This is a genomic window from Ruegeria sp. AM4 (assembly GCF_056540665.1).
Window position 1 is genome coordinate 44,992 of sequence record NZ_JBQFXD010000003.1, and the last position, 21,739, is coordinate 66,730.

The window sequence follows — 21,739 nt, forward strand, 5'->3', positions numbered from 1 at the left end:
GCCTTGGAATTGATGTTTATAGGCGCAAACAGGCAAGGACCAGTGCAATGACGATGTGGGTATTCGGATATGGATCGCTGTTGTGGAATCCGGGCTTTCCGGTGGCTCGCAGCGAACATGCAACGCTGCATGGATATGCGCGGTCTTTCTGCATGAGTTCGATCCACCATCGCGGCACCGAAGAGTCCCCGGGCCTTGTACTGGCGCTGGACGAACAGGCCGATGCGCACTGCACAGGATTGGCACTGTCGGTCGAGGCCGGGCATGAAGAGCGCACGTTGGATGAACTGCGCGAACGCGAATTGATTTCCTCGGCCTATCTGGAACGGATGCTGGATGTTCAGCTGAGTTCGGGCGAGATCGTGAACGCGGTGACCTATGTGATCGACCCGCATCACGTCCAGTATTGCGGCGGTATGCCCTTGGAAGAGCAGGCCCAGATCATTGCACGCGCGGTGGGCGGGCGTGGTCCAAATACCGAATACCTCTACAATACCGCCGAACACCTGACCGAGATCGGCCTGCACGATCCGGACCTTGAGTGGTTGTCGCAACGGGTGCGGACAATAACCGCATAAACCCTTGGCGTCATCGCGGGGTTTTCGCTAGGTTTGGCCCAAAGCAGGCAAAAACCGGGAAACACGCGCATGGCGCAGGCACAGCAGAGCGCGAGACCGCATTTCTCGCATCCCATTCGTCAAATCCTGATGATGTTGATTGCAATCGGGCTGTCCGGTCTGGGTGTGTTTCTCGCGCTGCCCTACGTAATGCCCGTGTTTCAGGCGAACCTGTACCTGAACGGCTTCATACTGCTTGTGTTCATCATTGGTGTTCTGGCCTGTTTCTATCAGGTGACTCAACTGATCGGATCGGTGCGCTGGATCGAGGCTTTTGCCGGCGGCGTTGAACGCGACGATGTGCGCCCCCCGCAATTGCTGGCACCGCTGGCCGCGCTGCTGCGATCTCGGGGCGCCCGGTCGCATATCAGCTCCAGCTCTGGTCGGTCGATTCTGGATTCGGTGGCGGAACGGATCGAGGAAGAGCGTGAGATTACGCGTTATATCACCAATGTTCTGATCTATCTTGGGCTTTTGGGCACGTTCTTTGGTCTGGCCACCACGGTTCCGGCGATTGTCGACACGATTCGCAGCCTGAACCCGCAGGACGGTGAAGAAGGGCTGACCGTTTTCAACCGCCTGATGACGGGCCTTGAATCCCAGTTGCAGGGCATGGGCGTTGCGTTCGGCTCATCCCTGTTGGGACTGGCTGGGTCATTGATCGTGGGCTTGCTGGAACTGTTTGCCGGTCACGGTCAGAACCGGTTCTACCGTGAGCTTGAGGAATGGCTGTCGGGGATCACTCGCGTTGGCTTTGGCGGGTCGGACGATGGCGGTGCGGAACTTGCCGTTCTGACCCCGGTGCTGGACACCATGGCCGAGCAGATGGACGCCCTGCAAGAGATGTTCACTGCGCAAGAGGCCGACCGCGCCGATGTCTCGGCCAAACTGGGGCAGCTTGTCGACGCCATCGGTGATATGAACCAGCGACAGGCGCAGGGTGAGGGCGTCACCGCCGCATTGGAACGCGTCGCGCTGGGGCAGGATGCCTTGCTGGATCACATGCGCGATCACGGCGCGGGCGAGGGGATCGATGCCGAAAGTCGGATGCGCCTGCGGTCGATGGACGTTCAATTGCTGCGCATCCTCGAAGAAATCTCGGCTGGGCGTCAGGACAGCATGAACGAGCTGCGCAAGGATTTCGAACTGTTGGTCAAGGCGCTGACCCTGCCACGCGGCGCGGTCCGCACCCCGCCGGAAGGAGAGTAAGGGATGGCCCTTTCCCGCCGCACCGGTCAACGGTTTCAGGGCTCGGTCTGGCCTGGCTTTGTCGATGCGATGACCGGCCTGCTGATGGTTCTGACCTTTGTGCTGACCATTTTCATGGTCGTCCAGTTCGTGCTTCGGGAAACCATTTCGGGTCAGGAAGACGAATTGACCGCGCTGTCTGATGAGGTGGCAGCTCTTGCCGGTGCGTTGGGGCTGGAAGAGCGGGAAAACAACCGGCTTCAGGCCCGTTTGGGCGCGCTGAACACGACCTTGACGCGGGTCGAGGATGATCTAGCACAGGCGCAGGGCCGTATCACAGCTTTTGAAGCCGAAGTTGCGGCGTTGCTGGCCGATCAGGCGCGGGCACAAACCGATATCGCGGCGCTTGAGTCGCTTCGGGCAGACTTGCAGGCGCAGCGCGACGATTTGCTGACTGAACAAGAGGCGCTGAACCTGGCCTTGGCACAAAGCCGCAACGAGATCGACGCGCAGGCCGAGGCTGCCCGTCTGGCCGCCGCGCGTCGTGAAGCTCTTGAGGCTTTGGTTGCCGATCTGGAAAGCAGTGATGCCACCCAGACCGCACAGATCGCCGAACTAGAGCAACAGCTTTCTGACGAAGAAGCCGCTCGGTTGGCCGAAGCTGCGGCTGCAGAAAACCTGCGGGACCGTTTGCAAAACGCCGATGCGGAACTGACCGCGATGACCCTTGCACTTGAGGCGCAGCGGCAAGAGGCCGAGGATACATTGACCTTGTTGGCCGCTGCCCAAGCCGCCAAAGCGGAATTGGAGCGGCAGTTCGGCGAATTGAATCCCGAGCAATTGAAAGCGCAGCTGCAGGCCGCGCTTGATGCGCAAACGCAGGCGCAGGCGGATGCGGCGGCGCAGAGAACTCTGGCCGAAGAACGGGCCGCATTGCTGGCCGCTGCGCGCGATACTCTTGCCTCGGAGCAGGAAATCTCGACCAAGGCGCAACAGCAGACGGCCTTGTTGAACCAGCAGATGTCGGCACTACGCGGACAGCTTGGTTCATTGCAGGCGCTTTTGGATGACTATGAGGATCGGAATGAAGCGGCAGAGATCAGGATTCAAACTCTCGGGCAGGACCTGAACGCAGCACTGGCCCGCGCCGCGTCCGAAGAGCGTCGGCGCCGCCTGTTGGAAGAGGCCGAGCGTGTTCGACTGGAAGCCGAAGCCGAGGAGTTGGCCGGTCAGAACGAACAACTGACGGCGCAGGCGGAAGACCTGCAAAGGTACCGGTCTGAGTTCTTTGGCCGCCTGCGCGATGTGCTGGGTGATCAAGAGGGCGTTCGCATCGAAGGCGACCGCTTTGTCTTCTCCTCTGAGGTGTTGTTCGCCACTGGCTCGGCCGTTCTATCGCCAGAAGGGCAACTGGAAATCGCCAAGGTCGCCAACATCCTGCGCAGTGTTGCGGCAGAAATACCCGAGGGCCTGAACTGGGTGATCCGTGTGGATGGCCATACGGACAACGTGCCGCTGGGCGGATCGGGTCGCTATCGTGACAACTGGGAGCTCAGCCAGGGTCGCGCCTTGTCCGTCGTACGCTATATGGTTGATGCGCTGGGCATTCCGCCCCAGCGGCTGGCGGCCAACGGCTTTGGCGAGTTTCAGCCCGTAAACCCCGCCGATACGCCCGAAGCGCGTGCGCAGAATCGCCGGATCGAACTGAAACTGACCGAGCGATAGGCGTTCAAACCAGGCCATGAACCTTTGCAAATGGATCGTGGGCCTTGTCCTTGTGCCATGTGTATTCGCACCATGTCGCGACCTTGTCGGCGACGTTTGTGCCGTGCATCAGGGCGATTGCACCCAGCGCCATATCCATGCCGGCCGAAACGCCGGATGATGTAAGGACGGGGCCGTCCTCGACCCATCTGGCCTGCGGAACCCAATCCACATCCGGCCCCTGTTCGCATACCCAGGAAAAGGCAGCCTTGTTCGTGGTGGCGCGTCGTCCATCCAAAACCCCGGCTTTGGCCAAAAGGGCGCTGCCGGTGCAGACGCTCAGGGTAAATTCCGCCTTTGCTGAACTGAGCGCAATCCATTCCAACAGGCGCGGGTTGGCGATTTCGCGACGTGTGCCAGCGCCACCTGGAACAAAGACAATGTTGTATGACCGGGGCGTATCCAAAGTCGCCTCGGCGACGGCTTGAAGGTGCTGATTGCTGGCGACCGGACCTGCGGTTTCGGCGATCAGTTCTAGCGAAAAGTCATCCGGCAGAAGCCCGAACATCTCCATTGGGCCGAATAGATCCAGCAATTCGAAACCGGGAAAGATCAGGGCACCAATCTTGCGCATTCCAACTCTCCTTTCGGGAGCGGGGGTTTTGAATGAAAAGCGCCCGCCAACAGAGGTAGGCGGGCGCTTGCAATTTTGTGAGGTCGTCTGGTCAATCCGCAGTCAGCAAGGGCGGCTTGTCGCCCGGAATGCGGGGCTGATCCGGGCCAAGGATTTCCAGATCCAACTCGCCTTTCTTGACCGAGACCCGAACAACACCACCCTTGGCCAATTTGCCGAACAGCAGTTCCTCGGCCAGCGGTTTCTTGATGTGTTCCTGGATCACACGACCCAACGGACGGGCGCCCATCTTGTCGTCATAGCCCTTGTCGGCCAGCCATTCGGCGGCTTTGGGCGTCAGATCAATGGTCACACCGCGATCCAGCAATTGCGCCTCAAGCTGCAGGACGAACTTTTCGACCACCTGCAGGATGACCTCTTTCGGCAGCGGCGCGAACGAGATCACGGCATCCAGACGGTTGCGGAATTCCGGGGTGAACATGCGCTCGATCGCGGCGGTGTCTTCACCCTCGCGACGATCACGGGCAAAGCCGATGGCGGCCTTGGCCTGTTCCTGCGCGCCCGCGTTCGAAGTCATGATCAGCACCACGTTGCGGAAGTTCACCGTGCGGCCATTGTGATCGGTCAGCTCGCCATGATCCATCACCTGCAACAGGATATTGAACACATCCGGATGCGCCTTTTCGATCTCGTCCAGCAGCAGCACACAGTGCGGATGCTGATCCACACCGTCGGTCAGCAGACCGCCCTGATCAAACCCAACATAGCCCGGAGGCGCGCCGATCAGACGGGAAACAGCGTGTTTCTCCATGTATTCCGACATGTCAAAACGCAGCAGCTCCACGCCCAGCGTATCGGCCAGTTGCTTGGCGACCTCGGTCTTACCAACACCGGTCGGACCGGCGAACAGATAGTTGCCGATGGGCTTTTCGGGCTCACGCAGACCTGCGCGTGCCAGCTTGATGGCGCTGGACAGCGCTTCGATGGCCTCGTTCTGACCAAACACCACCCGCTTCAACGACGCTTCGAGATCTTTCAGAACTTCGGCGTCGTTCTTAGTGACGTTCTTGGGCGGGATGCGGGCGATCTTGGCAACCACAGCCTCAATCTCTTTCACGCCAATGGTTTTGCGACGTTTGCTTTCCGCCACCAGATGCTGCGCCGCTCCGGCCTCATCAATCACGTCGATGGCCTTGTCGGGCAGTTTGCGGTCATTGATATACCGCGCGGCCAGTTCCACAGCCGTCTTGATCGCATCTGCGGTGTATTTGATCTCATGATGCTCTTCGAAATAGGGCTTGAGGCCGCGCAGAATCTTTACGCTATCCTCCACCGAAGGCTCGTTTACGTCGATTTTCTGGAACCGACGGCTGAGCGCGCGGTCCTTTTCGAAATGCTGACGGAATTCCTTGTAGGTCGTCGAGCCCATGGTGCGCAGCTTGCCGCCCTGCAACGCAGGTTTCAGCAGGTTCGAGGCATCCATTGCGCCACCGGACGTGGCACCAGCCCCGATCACGGTGTGTATCTCGTCAATGAACAGAACTGCGTCCGGGTGATCTTCCAACTCGGTCACGACCGCCTTCAGGCGTTCTTCGAAATCGCCACGGTAACGGGTGCCCGCCAGCAATGCGCCCATGTCCAGCGAGTAGATCGTGGTGTTCGACAAAACATCCGGCGACTCGCCAGCCACAATCTTGTGCGCCAGACCTTCTGCAATCGCGGTTTTGCCAACACCCGGATCACCCACCAGCAGCGGGTTGTTCTTGCGGCGGCGGCACAGCACCTGAATGCAGCGTTCCACCTCGGCGGAACGACCGATAAGAGGGTCAACATCGCCAGCGCGCGATTTGGCGTTCAGGTCGACACAGTATTTACCAAGCGCGCTTTCTTTCTGTTCAGATTCAGCGGTGGTTGCCTGCGCCTCTTCCTCGACCTCGTCCGCGCCGGTCACCGGCCGGTTTTCGCCATAGGCCGGATCCTTTGCCACGCCATGCGCGATAAAGTTCACCGCGTCATAGCGGGTCATGTCCTGTTCTTGCAGGAAATAGGCGGCATTGCTTTCGCGTTCGGCGAAAATCGCCACCAGCACGTTGGCCCCGGTCACCTCGGTCCGGCCCGAGCTTTGGACATGGATCGCGGCACGTTGAATGACACGCTGGAAAGCAGCGGTCGGCACAGCCTCGGACCCGTCTATGTCGGTCACAAGGTTCGATAGATCCTCGTCAATAAATTCAACCAATGTGCTGCGCAATTCGTCCAGATCGACGCTGCATGCCTTCATCACCCGGATCGCATCGGGTTCTTCCAAAAGTGCCAGCAGCAAATGTTCCAGCGTTGCAAATTCGTGTCGCCGTTCATTCGCAGCCGCCAGGGCTGCGTGGATGGCTTGTTCCAATGTGCTCGAGAATGAAGGCACGCGGGTGCTCCTCTAAATTGGGCCGGAAGGGGGTCGAGTATCGGCCGGATCCCCATCCCAACCATGTCCTCATACTATTAGAGTTTGGTTGATCGTGGCCCGGCTTCAAGGGTTTTCTTGCTCTTGACAGTCACATTTCTTGTGACCGTGGCCGTGAACAGTGCGAAATATGCGCTAATAGCGGTCTTTTCTGGCCCTGATTTCGGCAAAGACAGCGGCCGGATCGACATTTCCCAACCCCAATCGGGCTTGAATCTCTGGATTCTCGGCGCGCAAAAACGGGTTTGTTGCTTTTTCCAGTGCGAGAGTTGACGGCACAGTAGGCGCTCCGGCAGCTCTGGTCCGGTTGATATCGGCGACTCGATCCAGCAAGGCAGCATTGTCCGGATCGATCGTCAGCGCGAATTTCGCGTTCGATTGGGTGTATTCATGTCCCGAGCACACGATTGTCTCATCCGGGAGCGCCGCCAGCTTGCACAGCGACGCCCACATCTGTACCGGAGTCCCTTCAAACAGGCGGCCGCATCCCAGCGCCATAAGGCTGTCTGCGGTGAATACTGCATTTGATTGAGGCATATAGAACGCGATGTGGCCAATGGTGTGACCGGGTACGTCGAGAACCTCGACGGTTTCCCCACCGACATAAAATGTGTCGCCTTCAACGACCGCCTGATCCAGCTTGGGTAGCCGCGCTTCGTCGGCCTTCGCGCCAATCACCCGCGCTGGGTGCGTTTCCAAAATACCCGGCAATCCATCCACATGATCCCAATGATGATGTGTCAGCAACACGTGTGTCAGGCGCCAGCCGCGGGCATCCAGTTCCGCTAGAATCGGCCCTGCTTCCGGTGCGTCGATCAATGCGGTCTCGCCACTGGCGGCATCATGCGCCAGAAAGGCATAATTGTCGCTGAGGCAAGGAATGGTGACGATCTCAAGAGGCATGGCCTTTTGCCCTTTCGTTGCTAGACTGCGCCCAGCTAAGCCGATTGACCGGGTGTCCGCAATGCATCTTGATGTGCAGGATCTGAGGAATTTCTACTACCGCAGCACATTGGGGCGTGCGGCGCAGGCAGCCATCCGCGGTCGTCTTGTCGATCTGTGGCCCGAGGCCAAGGGCCAAACCGTTGTCGGGTTCGGATTCGCGGTTCCGTTGCTGCGACCCTACCTTGCCGACGCGCGCCGTGTGATCGGGCTGATGCCCGGACCGCAAGGCGTGATGCCATGGCCTGCCGGAATGCCCAACGTGTCGGTACTGACCGAAGAAACGCTCTGGCCGATTGAGACCGGCCATGTGGACAAGCTGGTTGTCATGCATGGGCTGGAGACGACCGAGCGGCCCAGTCAGTTGCTCGAGGAATGCTGGCGCGTGCTGGGGCCGGGCGGGCGGGCGTTGTTCGTTGTCCCCAACCGCGCCGGTTTGTGGTCGCGATCTGACCGCACGCCGTTTGGATTTGGCCGTCCCTATTCAGCGACGCAGTTGGAAAGCCAGCTTCGAGAACACCATTTCCTGCCTGAAAACCATTGTTCGGCGTTGTACCTGCCACCGTCCTATCGCCGCTTCTGGCTCAAATCCGGTGGGTTGATCGAGAAAACCGGACAGCGCTTGCCAACGGTCATGGCGGGCGGGGTTCTGATGGTCGAGGCCAGCAAACACATCCGTCCTCGCAGTGGGAGCGTCACAAAAGACGCCGCCAAACGCCCAATCAAGGCGCTGGACGGGCTGTTGAAACCAGCCTGAATGACGTGGTGACCTGATCTCTGATGCAAGGGGTAAATTGCGGGAAAAAGGTCACAGGAATCGCAAAAAGCTGCAGTTCGGTAACATTTTTCACCCATTCTGATCGGTGCAAAGGGACGCACTTTTCTTAACATGTTGAAATTAAACATTTTGTGGATAAATGCGCTGCCGCTATATTATATTGCTAGCTTGGTTCGGCTCTGCTACATCCCCGGTGATTTTGATCCCCGGCCTTCTGGACGGGGTTTCTTCACGCCCCCGGGGTGGCTGCGCGGGCAGTTTTCGGGGCCTAAAATATCGGAAGGGTGGACGTGTCCGAACCAGCTTCGATTTCCACTGGCATTGCCGAGCGCTATGCCACCGCGATCTTTGAGATCGCCAAAGAGAATAATGACCTTGCAGGTCTGGAAACCGGAATCAACGATCTGGCAGCAGCATTGGGCGACAGCGCCGAACTGCGCAACCTGATTGCATCGCCTCTGGTTTCGCGCGCCGAACAAGAAGGCGCAATCACCGCAATCGCTGACAAAATGGGTCTGCACGCGATCCTGCGCAACACGCTGGGTCTGATGGCGCAAAAGCGTCGTCTGTTCGTCGTGCCGCAACTGGTGCAAGTTCTGCGTGATATGTTGGCCGACGAGCGTGGCGAAGTGACCGCCGATGTTGCGTCAGCCAAGGCGCTGACCAAAACTCAACTGGATAAACTGTCCAAAACGCTGTCCGAGCGTGTGGGCAAGACCGTGACAATCAATGCGACCGTTGATGAAAGCCTCATCGGCGGTCTTGTCGTTAAAGTGGGCTCGAAAATGATCGATAGCTCGATCCGTTCGAAACTCAACTCCCTACAGAATGCAATGAAAGAGGTCGGATAAATGGGAATCCAAGCTGCAGAGATTTCTGCAATCCTGAAGGACCAGATCAAGAATTTTGGTCAGGAAGCCGAAGTGGCCGAGATCGGCCGCGTGCTGAGCGTCGGTGACGGGATTGCCCGTGTATACGGCCTGGACAACGTGCAAGCCGGTGAGATGGTCGAATTCCCCGGCGGCATCATGGGCATGGCGCTGAACCTGGAAAGCGATAACGTCGGTGTCGTTATCTTCGGTTCCGACCGGGACATCAAAGAAGGTGACACCGTTAAGCGCACCAACTCGATCGTGGACGTTCCGATTGGTGACGAACTGCTGGGCCGCGTAGTTGACGGTCTGGGCAACCCGCTGGACGGCAAAGGCCCGATCAATGCGTCGAAGCGTGGCGTTGCAGACGTCAAAGCCCCCGGCATCATCCCGCGTAAATCGGTGCACGAGCCTATGGCAACCGGCCTGAAATCGGTTGACGCGATGATCCCGATCGGCCGTGGCCAGCGTGAGCTGATCATTGGCGACCGTCAGACCGGTAAAACCGCCGTGGCTCTGGACACGATCCTGAACCAGAAAGTTTACAACGACGCCGCAGGCGACGACGAGTCGAAGAAACTGTACTGCATCTATGTGGCGGTTGGTCAGAAGCGGTCGACCGTTGCGCAGCTGGTGAAGAAACTGGAAGAGTCCGGTGCGATTGAATATTCGATCGTTGTGGCTGCAACCGCGTCCGACCCGGCGCCGATGCAGTTCCTTGCGCCTTACTCGGCAACCGCAATGGCCGAATACTTCCGCGACAACGGCCGCCACGCGCTGATCATCTATGATGACCTGTCGAAACAGGCCGTATCCTATCGTCAGATGTCGCTGCTGCTGCGTCGTCCGCCCGGACGTGAAGCTTACCCGGGTGACGTTTTCTACCTCCACTCGCGTCTGTTGGAGCGTTCGGCGAAGCTGAACGAAGATTTCGGTGCTGGCTCGCTGACCGCTCTGCCGGTTATCGAAACCCAAGGCGGCGACGTTTCGGCGTTTATTCCGACCAACGTGATCTCGATCACCGACGGTCAGATCTTCCTGGAAACCGAACTGTTCTATCAGGGCATCCGTCCTGCTGTGAACACCGGTCTGTCGGTTTCGCGTGTGGGTTCTTCGGCTCAGACCGATGCGATGAAATCGGTTGCTGGCCCGGTAAAATTGGAACTGGCTCAGTATCGCGAAATGGCGGCCTTTGCGCAGTTTGGTTCGGACCTCGACGCCGCAACTCAGCAGCTGCTGAACCGTGGTGCGCGTCTGACCGAGCTGATGAAGCAGCCGCAGTACTCGCCGCTGACCAACGCGGAAATCGTCTGCGTCATCTTCGCAGGCACCAACGGCTATCTCGACAAAATCGACGTATCTGAAGTTGGCCGCTATGAGGCTGGCCTGCTGGCGCACCTGCGCGGCAAGCACGCTGACCTGCTGAAGTGGATCACCGACGAAGATCCGAAGATCAAAGGTGACGCAGCGGACAAACTCAAGGCAGCGATCGACGAATACGCCGCGACCTTCGCTTGATAGGGGGTTCCGATGCCTAGTCTGAAGGACCTTAAAAACAGGATCGAGTCGGTCAAATCGACCCGCAAGATCACCAAGGCCATGCAGATGGTCGCGGCTGCAAAACTGCGCCGCGCCCAGGAATCTGCCGAAGCCTCGCGCCCCTATGCCGAACGGTTCAATGCCGTGATGGCGGGGCTGGCGGCGTCGGTCGGGGGCAGCGACAGCGCCCCAAAGCTGCTCCGTGGTACGGGCAGTGATGATGTCCATCTGCTGGTTGTCATGACAGCTGAACGCGGCCTGTGTGGCGGCTTCAACGCGAACATCGCCAAGCTGGCCCGCGCCAAAGCGGACGAGCTGCGCGGCAAGGGCAAGACGGTCAAGGTTCTGACCGTCGGCAAGAAAGGCCGCGACGCGCTCAAGCGTGATTTTGGCGATCTGTTCGTTGGACATATCGACCTGAGTGAGGTCAAGCGCATTGGCTACAACAACGCGCAAGACATCGCGAAGGACGTCCTGTCCCGTTTCGATGGGGGTGAGTTCGACGTTGCCACGATCTTCTACTCGAAGTTCGTCAACGTGGTGACCCAGATCCCGACGGCACAGCAGGTCATCCCCGCCTCGTTCGAGGAAACCGAGGGTGACGACAGCGGTGCCGTGTTCGATTACGAGCCCAGCGAAGAGGCCATCCTGGCTGACCTGCTGCCCAAGGGGGTTGCGACAGCGATCTTCTCGGCTCTGCTCGAAAACGGAGCGTCTGAACAGGGTGCACGGATGTCCGCAATGGACAACGCGACACGTAACGCGGGTGAGATGATCGACAAGCTGACGATCCAGTTCAACCGCTCGCGTCAGGCCGTGATCACCAACGAGCTGATTGAAATTATTTCCGGCGCCGAAGCGCTGTAGAGACATACCGGAGACGAAACATGGCGAATGCAAAAGGCAAAGTCACACAGATCATCGGGGCCGTCGTCGACGTGCACTTCGAAGATCAGCTGCCTGAAATTCTGAACGCGCTGGAAACCACCAACAACGGCAAACGCCTGGTGTTGGAAGTTGCTCAGCACCTGGGTGAGAACACTGTCCGCACCATCGCGATGGATGCGACCGAGGGTCTGGTCCGCGGCGAAGCCGTAACCGACACCGGCGCACCGATCTCGGTTCCGGTTGGCAACGCAACCCTGGGCCGTATCCTGAACGTGGTCGGCGAGCCGATCGACGAAAAGGGCCCGGTTGAGGCAACCGAGACCCGCGCCATCCACCAGCCCGCGCCCGAGTTTGACGAACAGTCGACCGAGTCGGAAATTCTGGTGACCGGCATCAAGGTTGTTGACCTGCTGGCCCCCTACGCCAAAGGCGGTAAAATCGGCCTGTTCGGCGGTGCCGGCGTGGGTAAAACCGTTCTGATCATGGAACTGATCAACAACATCGCAAAAGTGCACTCGGGCTTCTCGGTGTTCGCGGGTGTTGGTGAACGGACCCGTGAAGGCAACGACCTGTACTGGGAAATGATCGAATCGAACGTGATCAAGCCCGACAACCTGTCGGACTCGCAGGTTGCGCTGGTTTACGGTCAGATGAACGAGCCTCCGGGTGCGCGTGCACGTGTTGCTCTGACCGGTCTGACCCTGGCCGAGCAGTTCCGCGACCAGTCCGGAACCGACGTTCTGTTCTTCGTCGACAACATCTTCCGCTTTACGCAGGCGGGCTCCGAGGTTTCGGCTCTGCTGGGTCGTATTCCTTCGGCGGTGGGCTACCAGCCGACGCTGGCGACCGACATGGGCGCTCTGCAGGAACGCATCACCTCGACCAAGTCGGGCTCGATCACGTCCGTGCAGGCCATTTATGTTCCTGCGGACGACCTTACCGACCCTGCACCGGCAACCTCGTTTGCCCACTTGGACGCGACCACCGTTCTTAACCGTGCGATCTCGGAAAAGGGTATCTACCCGGCCGTTGACCCGCTCGACTCGACCTCGCGTCTGCTCGACCCGGCCATCGTTGGTGAAGAGCACTACAAGGTCGCGACCGACGTCCAGCAGATCCTTCAGCGCTACAAGTCGCTGCAGGACATCATCGCCATCCTCGGCATGGACGAACTGTCGGAAGAGGACAAACTGACCGTGGCCCGTGCCCGTAAGATCGAGCGCTTCCTGTCGCAGCCGTTCGACGTGGCCGAGGTTTTCACCGGCTCGCCGGGCGTTCAGGTTCCGTTGGATGTCACCATCTCGTCGTTCAAAGCGGTTGTCGCTGGCGAATACGATCACCTGCCCGAAGCGGCCTTCCTGATGGTTGGTGGCATCGAAGAAGTGATCGCCAAAGCGGAAAAGATGGCCGCAGAAGCCGCCTAAGGAGTATCCCTGATGGCAAACACGATGCAATTCGACCTCGTCAGCCCCGAGCGGAGCCTTGCTTCGCTCGCGGCCAGCGCGGTCCAACTACCCGGCGCGGACGGGGACATGACGGCGATGCCCGATCATGCCCCCACCATCACCACGCTGCGCCCGGGCATCCTGAAGGTCGAGGCACCCGAAGGGTCCAGCGAATACCTGGTCACCGGCGGCTTTGCTCAGATCAACGGCGATGGCCTGTCGGTTCTGGCGGAAAAGGCCATTCCGGTTGCCGAAGTGACACGGTCGCATATCGATGACCTGATCGCTGAAGCACGCGCCTCGCACGAAGCAGCTAAGGCAGGAGACGATCAGACCATCGTCGATGATGCCGCCAAGCTGCTGGCCGACATGGAGGCCCTTGGGACGCACATGAGCCTGTAAAGGCGTCATTGGATCCCGGAATTTCGAAACGGCTCCGCCCAAGCGGGGCCGTTTTTTTTGTCGTGCTATTGTTTGATTTCCAAAGTAAGTTTTGGATATTCAAAGAAAAAAGACGACAGAATGAAAAAATTTCAAACACATCCGATTGGGATCGACCAGGGTGAGGAAGTCCTGTTTTCCGAATTTGCTGATGGCGGCGAAATGTGGACCGGCACCGGCGCCCGCGAACGCAAGGTAGCAATTCGATTCAGCGAACCATTCCGGAGCCCACCGCTGGTGCAGATCGGCGTATCGCTGTGGGACGTGGACACGTCCTCGGCGCTGCGCGCCGAAGTCCAGGCCGAAGATATCACGACCACGGCATTCAATGCGGTCTTTCGGACATGGTCCGATACGCGTATCGCGCGCATTCGCGTGGCCTGGATGGCAATAGGAGAAGTCGCGCATGAGGATGACTGGAACATTTCCTGATCCAGCAACCAATCGAACATGGCCAATGATCGCAGCGACGTCCATAAAGAAGACGCATCAGAGAACATTCTGAACGAGGTACGCAGTGTTTGCCAAAGAGCATATCGAATACCAAGCCATAGACCTGCCGGACCGGGCGCAATTGACCGACGCTGACATGATGGATGCGGCATTGGCGTTTTATGAAACGATGAAGCGCCGACACACAGTGCGGGACTATTCTGATCGCCCTGTTTCCAAAGCGGTGATCGAAGAATGTATCCGTACCGCTGGCACAGCCCCTTCAGGCGCAAACCATCAGCCCTGGCACTTTGTGGCGGTTTCGAACCCAGCGTTGAAGAAACGCATCCGCGAAGAAGCCGAAGAGGAAGAAAGAAAATTCTACGATGGCGGAGCGGGTGATGAATGGCTCAAAGCTCTTGAGCCGATCGGCACCAACGATCACAAACCGCATCTGGAGGAGGCACCGTGGCTGATCGTGATATTCGCGCAGCGTTGGGGCCATTTTGATGACGGAACACGGTTCAAGAATTATTACGTACCTGAAAGCACGGGGATCGCGACTGGATTTCTTTTGGCGGCTCTGCATCATGCCGGATTGGTTTCACTGACCCATACGCCGAACCCCATGAAGTTTCTGAACAAACTTCTGGACCGCCCAGATCACGAAAAACCGATCATGATCGTAGCTGTTGGTCATCCGCACAAGGACGCAAAGGTCCCGAAGGTCGCCAAGATGAAAAAATCGCTGGACGAAATCATGACGGTCGCAGAATAGGTTCTGCGGTCCGTAATCTTTGTCGGCCGCTGTTGCGGGACGGGTTGTCAGTACCCCCAAGGGGACGTCAGCACTGTGCCCCACATCCCGCGCCGGGTCAGCCTGCGTGGTACAGCGATTCGTATATCGGCGTCAGCGTTTTGTCCTCAAACAGTGACGAAACGCTGGTCCCGTTCCAGATGTTCAGGATCGCCTGCGTAAAGATCGGTGCGGTGGGCACGATGCGGATATTCTCAGCCTTGGCAACCTCGGGTGTCGGCTGAATGGTGTCGGACAGAACCAGCGATTTCATGACAGAGTTTGTCACGCGCTCAACTGCAGGGCCGCTCATGACGCCGTGCGTGATATAGGAATGCACCTCTTTCGCGCCGTTATCCATCAGAACCTGCGCCGCCTTGCACAAGGTTCCGGCCGTGTCGCAGATATCGTCGACAATCAGGCAGATCTTGTCTTTTACATCACCGATCACCGTCATCTCGGCCACTTCACCGGCTTTTTCGCGGCGTTTGTCGACGATCGAAAGCGGTGCCTCGATGCGTTTGGCCAATTCGCGCGCGCGGGCGACGCCGCCGACATCGGGTGACACGACCATCAGGTCGTCCATTTGGGTCTTGAACTGTGTCTTGACGTCCAGCGCAAAGATCGGCGAGGCGTACAGGTTGTCGACCGGCATGTCGAAAAAGCCCTGAATCTGTGCCGCATGCAGGTCCATCGTCAGAATACGTTCGATCCCGGCGCCGGTCAGCATGTTGGCAACCAGCTTGGCGCTGATCGGGGTGCGTGCTTTCGTGCGGCGGTCCTGGCGGGCATATCCAAAATACGGGATCACGGCGGTGATCCGCTGGGCTGACGAGCGGCGCAAGGCGTCGGCGATGATCAGCAGCTCCATCAGGTTGTCGTTGGCCGGGTTCGAGGTCGGCTGGATGATGAACATGTCCTCGCCGCGCACATTCTCGAACACTTCGACGAAGATCTCGCCGTCGTTGAACCGTTCGACCCGCGCGTCGACCAGACCCTGATCCACTCCGCGATGCAGGCTCATGCGGCGGGCGATGGTTTCGGCAAGCGGAAGATTGGCGTTCCCAGCGATAAGCTTGGGTTCGTGAAGTGTCGGCATCGGCTGTAGGTCCCCGGGCAGCGTTGGCAATGTGACAGATTCGTGATGTTGACACCGCTTAGCATGGGTCTACCGTCGCGCATAGATGACGCTGCGGAGAAAGTGAACATGGCCCAGATTGACTACTTTTTTGCGACACTCTCGCCCTTTTCCTACCTGGCAGGTACGCGGCTTGAGGAGGTCGCAGCAAAGCATGGTGCGACGATCAATTACAAACCGCTTGATATTATAGCATTGTTCGGTCGTACCGGTGGCGTCCCGCCCAAGGACCGACATATCTCGCGCGTGGAGTATCGAACGCAGGAACTGACGCGACAGGCAAAGAACCTGGGGATGGACATCAACCTTCAACCGGCTCACTGGCCAACCAATGCGGCGCCGTCGTCCTACGCGGTCATTGCGGCGACAAAGGATGGGTCAGGGGATGTCGGCAATCTGTGCCATTCCATCTTGCGGGCCTGCTGGGCCGAAGAAAAGGACATCGCCGAAGACAGCGTCATTCGAGACTGTCTTGAAAGGGCGGGGTTCGACCCGAACCTGGCCGACAGCGGCCTGCTTGTCGGGGCCGAAACCTATGCAGTCAATCTCGAAGAAGCTGTGGATCGCGGTGTATTCGGTGCGCCGTTCTACATCACACCAGATAATCAGCGGTTCTGGGGTCAGGACCGGTTGGACGATCTCGACCGCCACCTGGCGACGTTGAAAGACTAGCCGCTACCGTCTGCTTCAACTGGCTAATAATATCCCGGGGGGGGAGGCGCAGCTTGCTGTGACGGGGGCCGCGCCCTCCCAATGTGCCTAGAGCAAGGCCAGGAACTGATCGATCTGATCCGCAGAGGTAGACCAGTCACAGACCAATCGGCAGGCCAGCATTTCGTCCTGGTCATTCCCGTCCAACACTCCACCCCACAGGTGGTAGACCGCGCCGGCATCATGGAGTTCCCGATGCTGTCGGCGCGGGAAGCTGGCAAAGATCAAGTTGGCCTGGGGGGTGTGCAGGAACTCGGCCCCCGCCGCGCGCAAACCCTCTGCCAGTCGCGCGCAGCTGGAATTGGCCTGCCGAGCCGATCGCAGCCACAAATCCTCGTGCAAATAGGCCGCCATCTGAGCGGAGAGAAACCGGTGCTTCGAGAACAGATGCGCCCCGCGCTTGCGGCGCAATTCAAACTCCCAAGCCTTGCTTTCGTCAAAGAAGATCACGGCCTCGACCCCGATCAGCCCGTTTTTAGTGCCGCCAAAACTGACCGCGTCCACTCCGGCCTTCCAGGTCATTTCAGCCGGAGAACAGTCAAGCGAAACCAGCGCATTGGCAAAGCGGGCGCCATCCATATGAACGGGCAGCCCAAATTCCTTGGCAACAGCACATAGGGCCTGCAATTCGGTCAGCGTATAGACAGATCCCCGTTCCGTCACCTGTGTGATCGACACTGGGCCGCGCTGCGGACCATGCACGCCTCGGGTTTCTTCGTTTTGGATCGCACCTCGCAGTGCCTTGGCGGTCATTTTGTCACCACCCGGCACTAGGGTCAGCTTGGCCCCACTGAAGAACTCCGGCGCGTTGCATTCGTCCTCGTGGATATGCGCAACGGGCGAGCAGAACACGGTCTCCCATGGCTGTGACAACGTCGCCAGCGCCAGAGAATTCGCCGCCGTGCCTGTCGCTACCAGATAGACCGCCGCACCGGGCGCTTCGAAAACCCCTCGTATCTGATCTCGCACTTCGTTCATCAAAGTGTCCGCGCCATAGGCCATCTGATAGCCCTGATTGGCGTCGGACAACGCTGCCAAAACTTCGGGGTGTACGGGCCCTGAATTGTCAGAGGCAAAGTGCATCAGCTCGGCTCCTCGATGATATAGTCTTCCCACTCATCCATGGGGGTCTCGAATTCCGAGACGGTACGGCCCTGAACGGAAACTCCGGCGGCATGAACACTGTCCGGCGTTCCGGACAAAAGCGGGTGCCAATCGTAGAGGGGTTTCCCCTCCCACAGCAGCCGGTAGGCACAGGTTTGGGGCAGCCAGTAGGCGTGATCGTCAATGTTTTCCGGTTTCATCACGATGCACTCGGGCACGAATTGATGACGGATATCATATTGTGTGCACCGGCAGGTTTCGTCGTCCAGCAACCGGCAGGCGACGCAGGTCAGCGCGACCTCGCCGCTATCCTCGTCCTCCAGCTTGTTCAGGCAGCATTTGCCGCAGCCGTCGCACAGCGCCTCCCATTCCTGTGGGTTCATCTTGTTCAGGGGCTTACGCTCCCAGAACCGCTTGGGCAGGCCTGATCGGACAATCGGATCGCGGCTCATACCGCCGCCAATATGTCGCGCGCGCGGTCGCAATCCGCTTGCATCTGCGCGATCAATTCGCCCAAGCCGTCAAACGTCATTTCGGGGCGCAGGTAATCGACCAAGCCGACGGACAGGGTTGCACCGTAAAGGTCGCCGGAAAAGTCGAAGAGATAGGTTTCGATATTGGGCACTTCGCCGTTGAACATCGGGCGTGTACCGACCGAAGCCGCCCCGCGATAACTGCCTTTGTGGGGGCCATCCAAGACGTCGACCAAAACCGCATACACACCAAATTTCGGTGGATGCAGCCCTTCGATCGACATGTTCGCCGTCGGAAAGCCCAGTTCGCGCCCGCGCTGTTCCCCGCCGATCACCTCGCCTTCGATGCGGTGCCAGTGGCCCAGCATTGCGGCGGCGTCCCGAGGGCGACCTTCGGACAGCGCATCTCGGATCGCAGTCGACGAAACGACATTTTCCGACTTTTCCATCAGCGGTGCGATGGTCACGCCAAATCCCATTTGTTCACCAAAGCGCAGCAAGTCTTCGGCGGTGCCAATCCGGCCTTTGCCAAAGCAGAAATCCGCGCCGACAACAACATGAGACAACCCCAGGCCGCGGGAGATGACGTTTTCGGCAAACTCTTCGGGTGCCAGCCCGGCAAGAGCCGCGTTGAACGGCAATTCATAGAGCTTTTGCACACCCAGTTTTTCAAGCCGGTGTGCTCGGGCATTGCCACGCATCAGACGGAACGGCGGGGTGTCTGGGGCAAAGTGTTCACGTGGGTGGGGCTCGAATGTCAAAACGCCCAGAGGCGCTGCAGGCACAGCATTCCTCGCCAGGTCAATGACGGACTGGTGGCCAACATGAACGCCGTCGAAATTACCGATCGCAACACTGGCGCCTCGGTCCTCGGGATTGACAAATTGATAGTCGCGGATGATCTGCATAGGCTGTGCGTATCCGCGCAGCGCGCGTTGTTCAAGCTCTGGATGTTGGGCAAAACCCCGTCAATCCTTCCCGCCTGTCATTTCTGCGGCCCGACGCGTAATCAGGCCGCTTACCTTTGTCAGAGCTACGGTCGGGCTATCGAAGTTTCAGTCAAACTTGCGGCTTGGTGCCAGGACCATTGCTTCACCGATCAGAACTTTTTTGCCGTCGACCGAACAATGGCAGTCCAGTTTGACGCGGCGTTTTGCAAAGTCGATGTCGATAACCTTAACCTCGGCATAGACCATGTCGCCGGGGCGTACTGGTGCCAGAAACTTGAGCGATTGGCCCATATAGACCGTGCCGTGACCGGGCAATTGCTCACCAATAACGGCCGAGATCAGGCCCGCTGTCAGCATGCCATGGGCGATGCGGCCCTCAAAGATGGTGTCGCGCGCATAGTCATCGTCCAGATGGACTGGGTTTCGGTCTGTCGATACTTGCGCAAACATCTCGATATCTTCGTCCGTCACCACTTTGCGCAAGTGGCGGGACATGCCCATTTCGATGTCTTCGATACAGATCGTTCCGCGTGGAAGATTATCCAACATGTTGCCCTCATCAAAGATCGGTCGGGCAACAAAAGACCTTCAGATGCGCCCGTTTGGCAACTTTATTACTTCGCAAGCGCAGAAAATCAAGTATTTTCTGACTACCGCAGGCGGCCGATTGAATAGGTCGGATTGATATTTTCTTTTTCGTTATGGGATCTTAACGCATCCTCATCGGGGTGGTGCGACGTTTTGGTCTCGGCTGCGGCCAAGCCGCCGGTGATGAACAGAGAATCAAGCCCCTCTCCCATACCGCCCGCAATGTCGGTCTGCGGCCCGTCGCCAATGACCAGAATGTCTGAATCAGCGATGTCGGCCCCAAGTTCGATCAGCCTGCGTCGGGCCAGATCGTAGATCGGCGGGTGCGGTTTGCCAAAGTACAAGCTCTCGCCGCCCATCTCGGTGTATAGCCGCGCCAGCGCGCCCGCACACCATTCGCGCACTTCGCCCCGATCCACCACGATATCGGGATTGGCGCAGAGCAATTTCATGCCCTTCTGTTTGGCGTAGAGAAAATCTGGTCTGTTCACCGCCGGGTCCGCCATCGGATCAAAAGGTCCGCAGCAGACGATGCCTTCGGCCTGATCCAGCGGCACACGTTCAATATGGATCGGGTGGTGCAACAGCTTCAAAGGCTCAAAGAACCCGGCATCCCGTTGCCATTCGCCCATGAAATACACCCTCTCGCCGACAGCGCCGCGAAACATCGCGGACCGCGCTGAATCTCCACTGGTTGCGATAGTGTCATAGGCATCTGCTGGAACGTTGAACTGTTCCAGCTGTTCGGCCACGCCGGCGCGCGGTTTCGGGGAATTGGTGACCAGAACAACCAGACCGCCGTTTTGGCGATAGGCCTGTAGCGCAGCAACAGCCTCGGGGTAGGCGGTGATGCCGTTGTGAACACAGCCCCAAAGGTCAACGAACAGCGCCTTGTAGCGGCCGGAAACGTCGGAAAGCGCGTGGATGATCCGGGTCATGGAGCCCTCGATGTCTGAGAAAGATCGAATGCTCATCCCTATGGCAGAGGTGACCAGCTTTGGCCAGAGGGCGCGCCTGGCACGTCGGTGCAAGCCGCGCCTCGTATTGAGAAAAGCGCCCGTTCAGGGCGCTTCTGAAAATCTATTTAGACCTTGAGGTTCGGAATGATCTGTTTTTTGCGGCTCATGATGCCGGGCAGGACCACCGCGTCACCTTCAACAGATGCGCCAAAGCTTTTCTCGGCGACGGATTTGACCAGATCGTTGGGGACCAACAGGGTGGCCTCTTCGTTCAGAATGTCGACCACGAACAGCAGCACCTGATCGACACCGTCTTCGCTGGCAACATCCGTCATTGTGGTTGCAAGACTGTCTTTGCGGTCCAGAACAACGCCCGGCGCTGTGGTCTCCAGAACCGAAACGCGGAATTTTGTACCGTCGACCTCGTATTCCTTGCTGTCCATGCGGATCAGTTCCGCATCCGAAAACGAAGACACATCCGATTTTGCCGCGAACATGTCGGCAGCATATGCGGATACGTCCAGACCCAGATCGGCGGCCAGTTTCTCGGCCACAGCACGGTCATGCGCGGTGGTGGTGGGCGAGCGGAATTCCAGCGTGTCCGACAGGATGCAGGTCAGGGCGGCGCCTTTGATGGCGTCGGGCATTTTGGCCGCGTCGTCGCCCATAAGATCGATCAGGATCGTCGCGGTGCAGGCCAGCGGGCGCACGGTGATGTCGATCGGACCCTTGGTTTCCAGGCCGCCGACCAGCTTGTGGTGGTCGATAATCGCCCGGATATCGGCGCTGTTGATGCTGGCGGGCAACTCGGCCGGGTTGTTGGTGTCGACGATGACGACCGGCGCATCCTCGGCCACATCATCGATGATCCGCGGCTTTGGCAGGTCCCAGCGTTGCAGCATGAACGCGGCTTCGGTGTTGGGCTCGCCCAGCAGAACAGGTTCGGCCTGTTCGCCTTTGACGGTGTTCAGATACCAGGCCCAGACAATGGCTGAGCCGGTCGAGTCGGTGTCGGGAGATTTGTGGCCAAATACTTGAATGGTCATGTCTGCGTCCTGCGGATAGAAGATTTGCGCGCCTTATAG

Annotated in this window: 22 protein-coding genes; 12 read left to right on the forward strand and 10 right to left on the reverse strand. The window is 58.7% G+C overall.

Annotated elements, in window-relative coordinates; all coding sequences use genetic code 11:
- Window positions 1–47: 47 nt before the first annotated feature.
- The 3 genes from ACR0JA_RS07990 (at window position 48) to ACR0JA_RS08000 (ending at window position 3,530) form a co-directional block, all read left to right on the forward strand.
- Window positions 48–578, forward strand: a complete 531-nt coding sequence (locus ACR0JA_RS07990) for a gamma-glutamylcyclotransferase (RefSeq protein ID WP_480572548.1) — start codon at window positions 48–50, stop codon at window positions 576–578.
- Window positions 579–647: 69 nt separating this feature from the next.
- The gene (locus ACR0JA_RS07995) at window positions 648–1,826 is read left to right on the forward strand and encodes a biopolymer transporter ExbB (protein WP_480572551.1); all 1,179 of its coding nucleotides are present in this window, start codon (window positions 648–650) and stop codon (window positions 1,824–1,826) included.
- A 3-nt stretch (window positions 1,827–1,829) separates the two neighbouring features.
- Window positions 1,830–3,530 (forward strand): peptidoglycan -binding protein, encoded by a 1,701-nt coding sequence (locus tag ACR0JA_RS08000; protein WP_480572553.1) that lies wholly within the window; start codon window positions 1,830–1,832, stop codon window positions 3,528–3,530.
- Window positions 3,531–3,534: 4 nt separating this feature from the next.
- Here the strand turns inward: ACR0JA_RS08000 and ACR0JA_RS08005 are convergent, their stop codons facing one another.
- The 3 genes from ACR0JA_RS08005 to gloB all read right to left on the reverse strand — a co-directional run bounded on the left by ACR0JA_RS08005 (window position 3,535) and on the right by gloB (window position 7,501).
- Window positions 3,535–4,143, reverse strand: a complete 609-nt coding sequence (locus ACR0JA_RS08005; RefSeq protein WP_480572555.1) for a DJ-1/PfpI family protein — start codon at window positions 4,141–4,143, stop codon at window positions 3,535–3,537.
- Window positions 4,144–4,234: 91 nt separating this feature from the next.
- Window positions 4,235–6,559, reverse strand: a complete 2,325-nt coding sequence (gene clpA, locus ACR0JA_RS08010) for an ATP-dependent Clp protease ATP-binding subunit ClpA (RefSeq protein ID WP_480572557.1) — start codon at window positions 6,557–6,559, stop codon at window positions 4,235–4,237.
- 174 nt (window positions 6,560–6,733) lie between these two features.
- The gene (gloB, locus tag ACR0JA_RS08015; RefSeq protein ID WP_480572559.1) at window positions 6,734–7,501 is read right to left on the reverse strand and encodes a hydroxyacylglutathione hydrolase; all 768 of its coding nucleotides are present in this window, start codon (window positions 7,499–7,501) and stop codon (window positions 6,734–6,736) included.
- 61 nt (window positions 7,502–7,562) lie between these two features.
- Between gloB and ACR0JA_RS08020 the strand changes: the two genes are divergently transcribed.
- From ACR0JA_RS08020 to ACR0JA_RS08055, 8 genes are all read left to right on the forward strand, one after another.
- Window positions 7,563–8,297 carry a class I SAM-dependent methyltransferase gene (locus ACR0JA_RS08020; protein WP_480572561.1) on the forward strand — a complete coding sequence of 245 codons (735 nt, stop codon included), beginning with the start codon at window positions 7,563–7,565 and terminating at the stop codon, window positions 8,295–8,297.
- Window positions 8,298–8,608: 311 nt separating this feature from the next.
- Window positions 8,609–9,169: a F0F1 ATP synthase subunit delta gene (locus tag ACR0JA_RS08025; RefSeq protein ID WP_480572563.1), complete on the forward strand. Its 561-nt coding sequence runs from the start codon at window positions 8,609–8,611 to the stop codon at window positions 9,167–9,169.
- Window positions 9,170–10,708, forward strand: a complete 1,539-nt coding sequence (gene atpA / locus ACR0JA_RS08030) for a F0F1 ATP synthase subunit alpha (RefSeq protein ID WP_480572565.1) — start codon at window positions 9,170–9,172, stop codon at window positions 10,706–10,708.
- A 12-nt stretch (window positions 10,709–10,720) separates the two neighbouring features.
- On the forward strand, window positions 10,721–11,596 hold the full coding sequence (locus tag ACR0JA_RS08035) for a F0F1 ATP synthase subunit gamma (protein WP_010441762.1): 876 nt from the start codon (window positions 10,721–10,723) through the stop codon (window positions 11,594–11,596).
- A 20-nt stretch (window positions 11,597–11,616) separates the two neighbouring features.
- Window positions 11,617–13,041, forward strand: a complete 1,425-nt coding sequence (gene atpD, locus ACR0JA_RS08040) for a F0F1 ATP synthase subunit beta (RefSeq protein WP_480572567.1) — start codon at window positions 11,617–11,619, stop codon at window positions 13,039–13,041.
- 12 nt (window positions 13,042–13,053) lie between these two features.
- Entirely contained in the window at window positions 13,054–13,464 is a 411-nt protein-coding gene (locus ACR0JA_RS08045; protein WP_480572569.1) for a F0F1 ATP synthase subunit epsilon, read from the forward strand.
- Between the two features lie 120 nt (window positions 13,465–13,584).
- A complete protein-coding gene (locus ACR0JA_RS08050) occupies window positions 13,585–13,935 on the forward strand; it encodes an H-type lectin domain-containing protein (protein ID WP_480572571.1) in 351 nt (116 codons plus the stop codon).
- Between the two features lie 85 nt (window positions 13,936–14,020).
- A complete protein-coding gene (locus ACR0JA_RS08055; RefSeq protein WP_480572573.1) occupies window positions 14,021–14,713 on the forward strand; it encodes a nitroreductase family protein in 693 nt (230 codons plus the stop codon).
- Between the two features lie 97 nt (window positions 14,714–14,810).
- On the opposite strand, the gene ACR0JA_RS08060 is transcribed toward ACR0JA_RS08055, so the two are convergent.
- Window positions 14,811–15,830, reverse strand: a complete 1,020-nt coding sequence (locus ACR0JA_RS08060; protein ID WP_480572575.1) for a ribose-phosphate pyrophosphokinase — start codon at window positions 15,828–15,830, stop codon at window positions 14,811–14,813.
- A gap of 108 nt (window positions 15,831–15,938) precedes the next feature.
- On the opposite strand from ACR0JA_RS08060, the gene ACR0JA_RS08065 reads away from it, so the two are divergent.
- A complete protein-coding gene (locus ACR0JA_RS08065; RefSeq protein ID WP_480572577.1) occupies window positions 15,939–16,541 on the forward strand; it encodes a DsbA family protein in 603 nt (200 codons plus the stop codon).
- Window positions 16,542–16,628: 87 nt separating this feature from the next.
- Here the strand turns inward: ACR0JA_RS08065 and ACR0JA_RS08070 are convergent, their stop codons facing one another.
- The 6 genes from ACR0JA_RS08070 to ACR0JA_RS08095 all read right to left on the reverse strand — a co-directional run bounded on the left by ACR0JA_RS08070 (window position 16,629) and on the right by ACR0JA_RS08095 (window position 21,700).
- On the reverse strand, window positions 16,629–17,663 hold the full coding sequence (locus ACR0JA_RS08070) for a threonine aldolase family protein (protein WP_480572579.1): 1,035 nt from the start codon (window positions 17,661–17,663) through the stop codon (window positions 16,629–16,631).
- The gene (locus tag ACR0JA_RS08075; RefSeq protein ID WP_480572581.1) at window positions 17,663–18,136 is read right to left on the reverse strand and encodes a YcgN family cysteine cluster protein; all 474 of its coding nucleotides are present in this window, start codon (window positions 18,134–18,136) and stop codon (window positions 17,663–17,665) included. The genes ACR0JA_RS08070 and ACR0JA_RS08075 overlap by 1 nt, the downstream gene beginning before the upstream one ends.
- Window positions 18,133–19,065: a bifunctional riboflavin kinase/FAD synthetase gene (locus ACR0JA_RS08080; protein WP_480572583.1), complete on the reverse strand. Its 933-nt coding sequence runs from the start codon at window positions 19,063–19,065 to the stop codon at window positions 18,133–18,135. The genes ACR0JA_RS08075 and ACR0JA_RS08080 overlap by 4 nt, the downstream gene beginning before the upstream one ends.
- 147 nt (window positions 19,066–19,212) lie before the next feature.
- The gene (locus ACR0JA_RS08085) at window positions 19,213–19,656 is read right to left on the reverse strand and encodes a MaoC family dehydratase (protein WP_170452686.1); all 444 of its coding nucleotides are present in this window, start codon (window positions 19,654–19,656) and stop codon (window positions 19,213–19,215) included.
- A 101-nt stretch (window positions 19,657–19,757) separates the two neighbouring features.
- Window positions 19,758–20,633 carry an HAD family hydrolase gene (locus ACR0JA_RS08090; protein ID WP_480572585.1) on the reverse strand — a complete coding sequence of 292 codons (876 nt, stop codon included), beginning with the start codon at window positions 20,631–20,633 and terminating at the stop codon, window positions 19,758–19,760.
- Between the two features lie 146 nt (window positions 20,634–20,779).
- A complete protein-coding gene (locus ACR0JA_RS08095) occupies window positions 20,780–21,700 on the reverse strand; it encodes a manganese-dependent inorganic pyrophosphatase (RefSeq protein ID WP_480572587.1) in 921 nt (306 codons plus the stop codon).
- Between the last annotated feature and the right edge of the window lie 39 nt (window positions 21,701–21,739).

Coding starts and splice junctions, on each gene's coding strand:
- ACR0JA_RS07990 (WP_480572548.1), top strand. CDS start 48: ATGACGATGTGGGTATTCGGATATGGATCGCTGTTGTGGAATCCGGGC.
- ACR0JA_RS07995 (WP_480572551.1), top strand. CDS start 648: ATGGCGCAGGCACAGCAGAGCGCGAGACCGCATTTCTCGCATCCCATT.
- ACR0JA_RS08000 (WP_480572553.1), top strand. CDS start 1,830: ATGGCCCTTTCCCGCCGCACCGGTCAACGGTTTCAGGGCTCGGTCTGG.
- ACR0JA_RS08005 (WP_480572555.1), bottom strand. CDS start 4,143: ATGCGCAAGATTGGTGCCCTGATCTTTCCCGGTTTCGAATTGCTGGAT.
- gloB (WP_480572559.1), bottom strand. CDS start 7,501: ATGCCTCTTGAGATCGTCACCATTCCTTGCCTCAGCGACAATTATGCC.
- ACR0JA_RS08020 (WP_480572561.1), top strand. CDS start 7,563: ATGCATCTTGATGTGCAGGATCTGAGGAATTTCTACTACCGCAGCACA.
- atpA (WP_480572565.1), top strand. CDS start 9,170: ATGGGAATCCAAGCTGCAGAGATTTCTGCAATCCTGAAGGACCAGATC.
- ACR0JA_RS08035 (WP_010441762.1), top strand. CDS start 10,721: ATGCCTAGTCTGAAGGACCTTAAAAACAGGATCGAGTCGGTCAAATCG.
- atpD (WP_480572567.1), top strand. CDS start 11,617: ATGGCGAATGCAAAAGGCAAAGTCACACAGATCATCGGGGCCGTCGTC.
- ACR0JA_RS08045 (WP_480572569.1), top strand. CDS start 13,054: ATGGCAAACACGATGCAATTCGACCTCGTCAGCCCCGAGCGGAGCCTT.
- ACR0JA_RS08050 (WP_480572571.1), top strand. CDS start 13,585: ATGAAAAAATTTCAAACACATCCGATTGGGATCGACCAGGGTGAGGAA.
- ACR0JA_RS08060 (WP_480572575.1), bottom strand. CDS start 15,830: ATGCCGACACTTCACGAACCCAAGCTTATCGCTGGGAACGCCAATCTT.
- ACR0JA_RS08065 (WP_480572577.1), top strand. CDS start 15,939: ATGGCCCAGATTGACTACTTTTTTGCGACACTCTCGCCCTTTTCCTAC.
- ACR0JA_RS08070 (WP_480572579.1), bottom strand. CDS start 17,663: ATGCACTTTGCCTCTGACAATTCAGGGCCCGTACACCCCGAAGTTTTG.
- ACR0JA_RS08075 (WP_480572581.1), bottom strand. CDS start 18,136: ATGAGCCGCGATCCGATTGTCCGATCAGGCCTGCCCAAGCGGTTCTGG.
- ACR0JA_RS08080 (WP_480572583.1), bottom strand. CDS start 19,065: ATGCAGATCATCCGCGACTATCAATTTGTCAATCCCGAGGACCGAGGC.
- ACR0JA_RS08085 (WP_170452686.1), bottom strand. CDS start 19,656: ATGTTGGATAATCTTCCACGCGGAACGATCTGTATCGAAGACATCGAA.
- ACR0JA_RS08090 (WP_480572585.1), bottom strand. CDS start 20,633: ATGACCCGGATCATCCACGCGCTTTCCGACGTTTCCGGCCGCTACAAG.
- ACR0JA_RS08095 (WP_480572587.1), bottom strand. CDS start 21,700: ATGACCATTCAAGTATTTGGCCACAAATCTCCCGACACCGACTCGACC.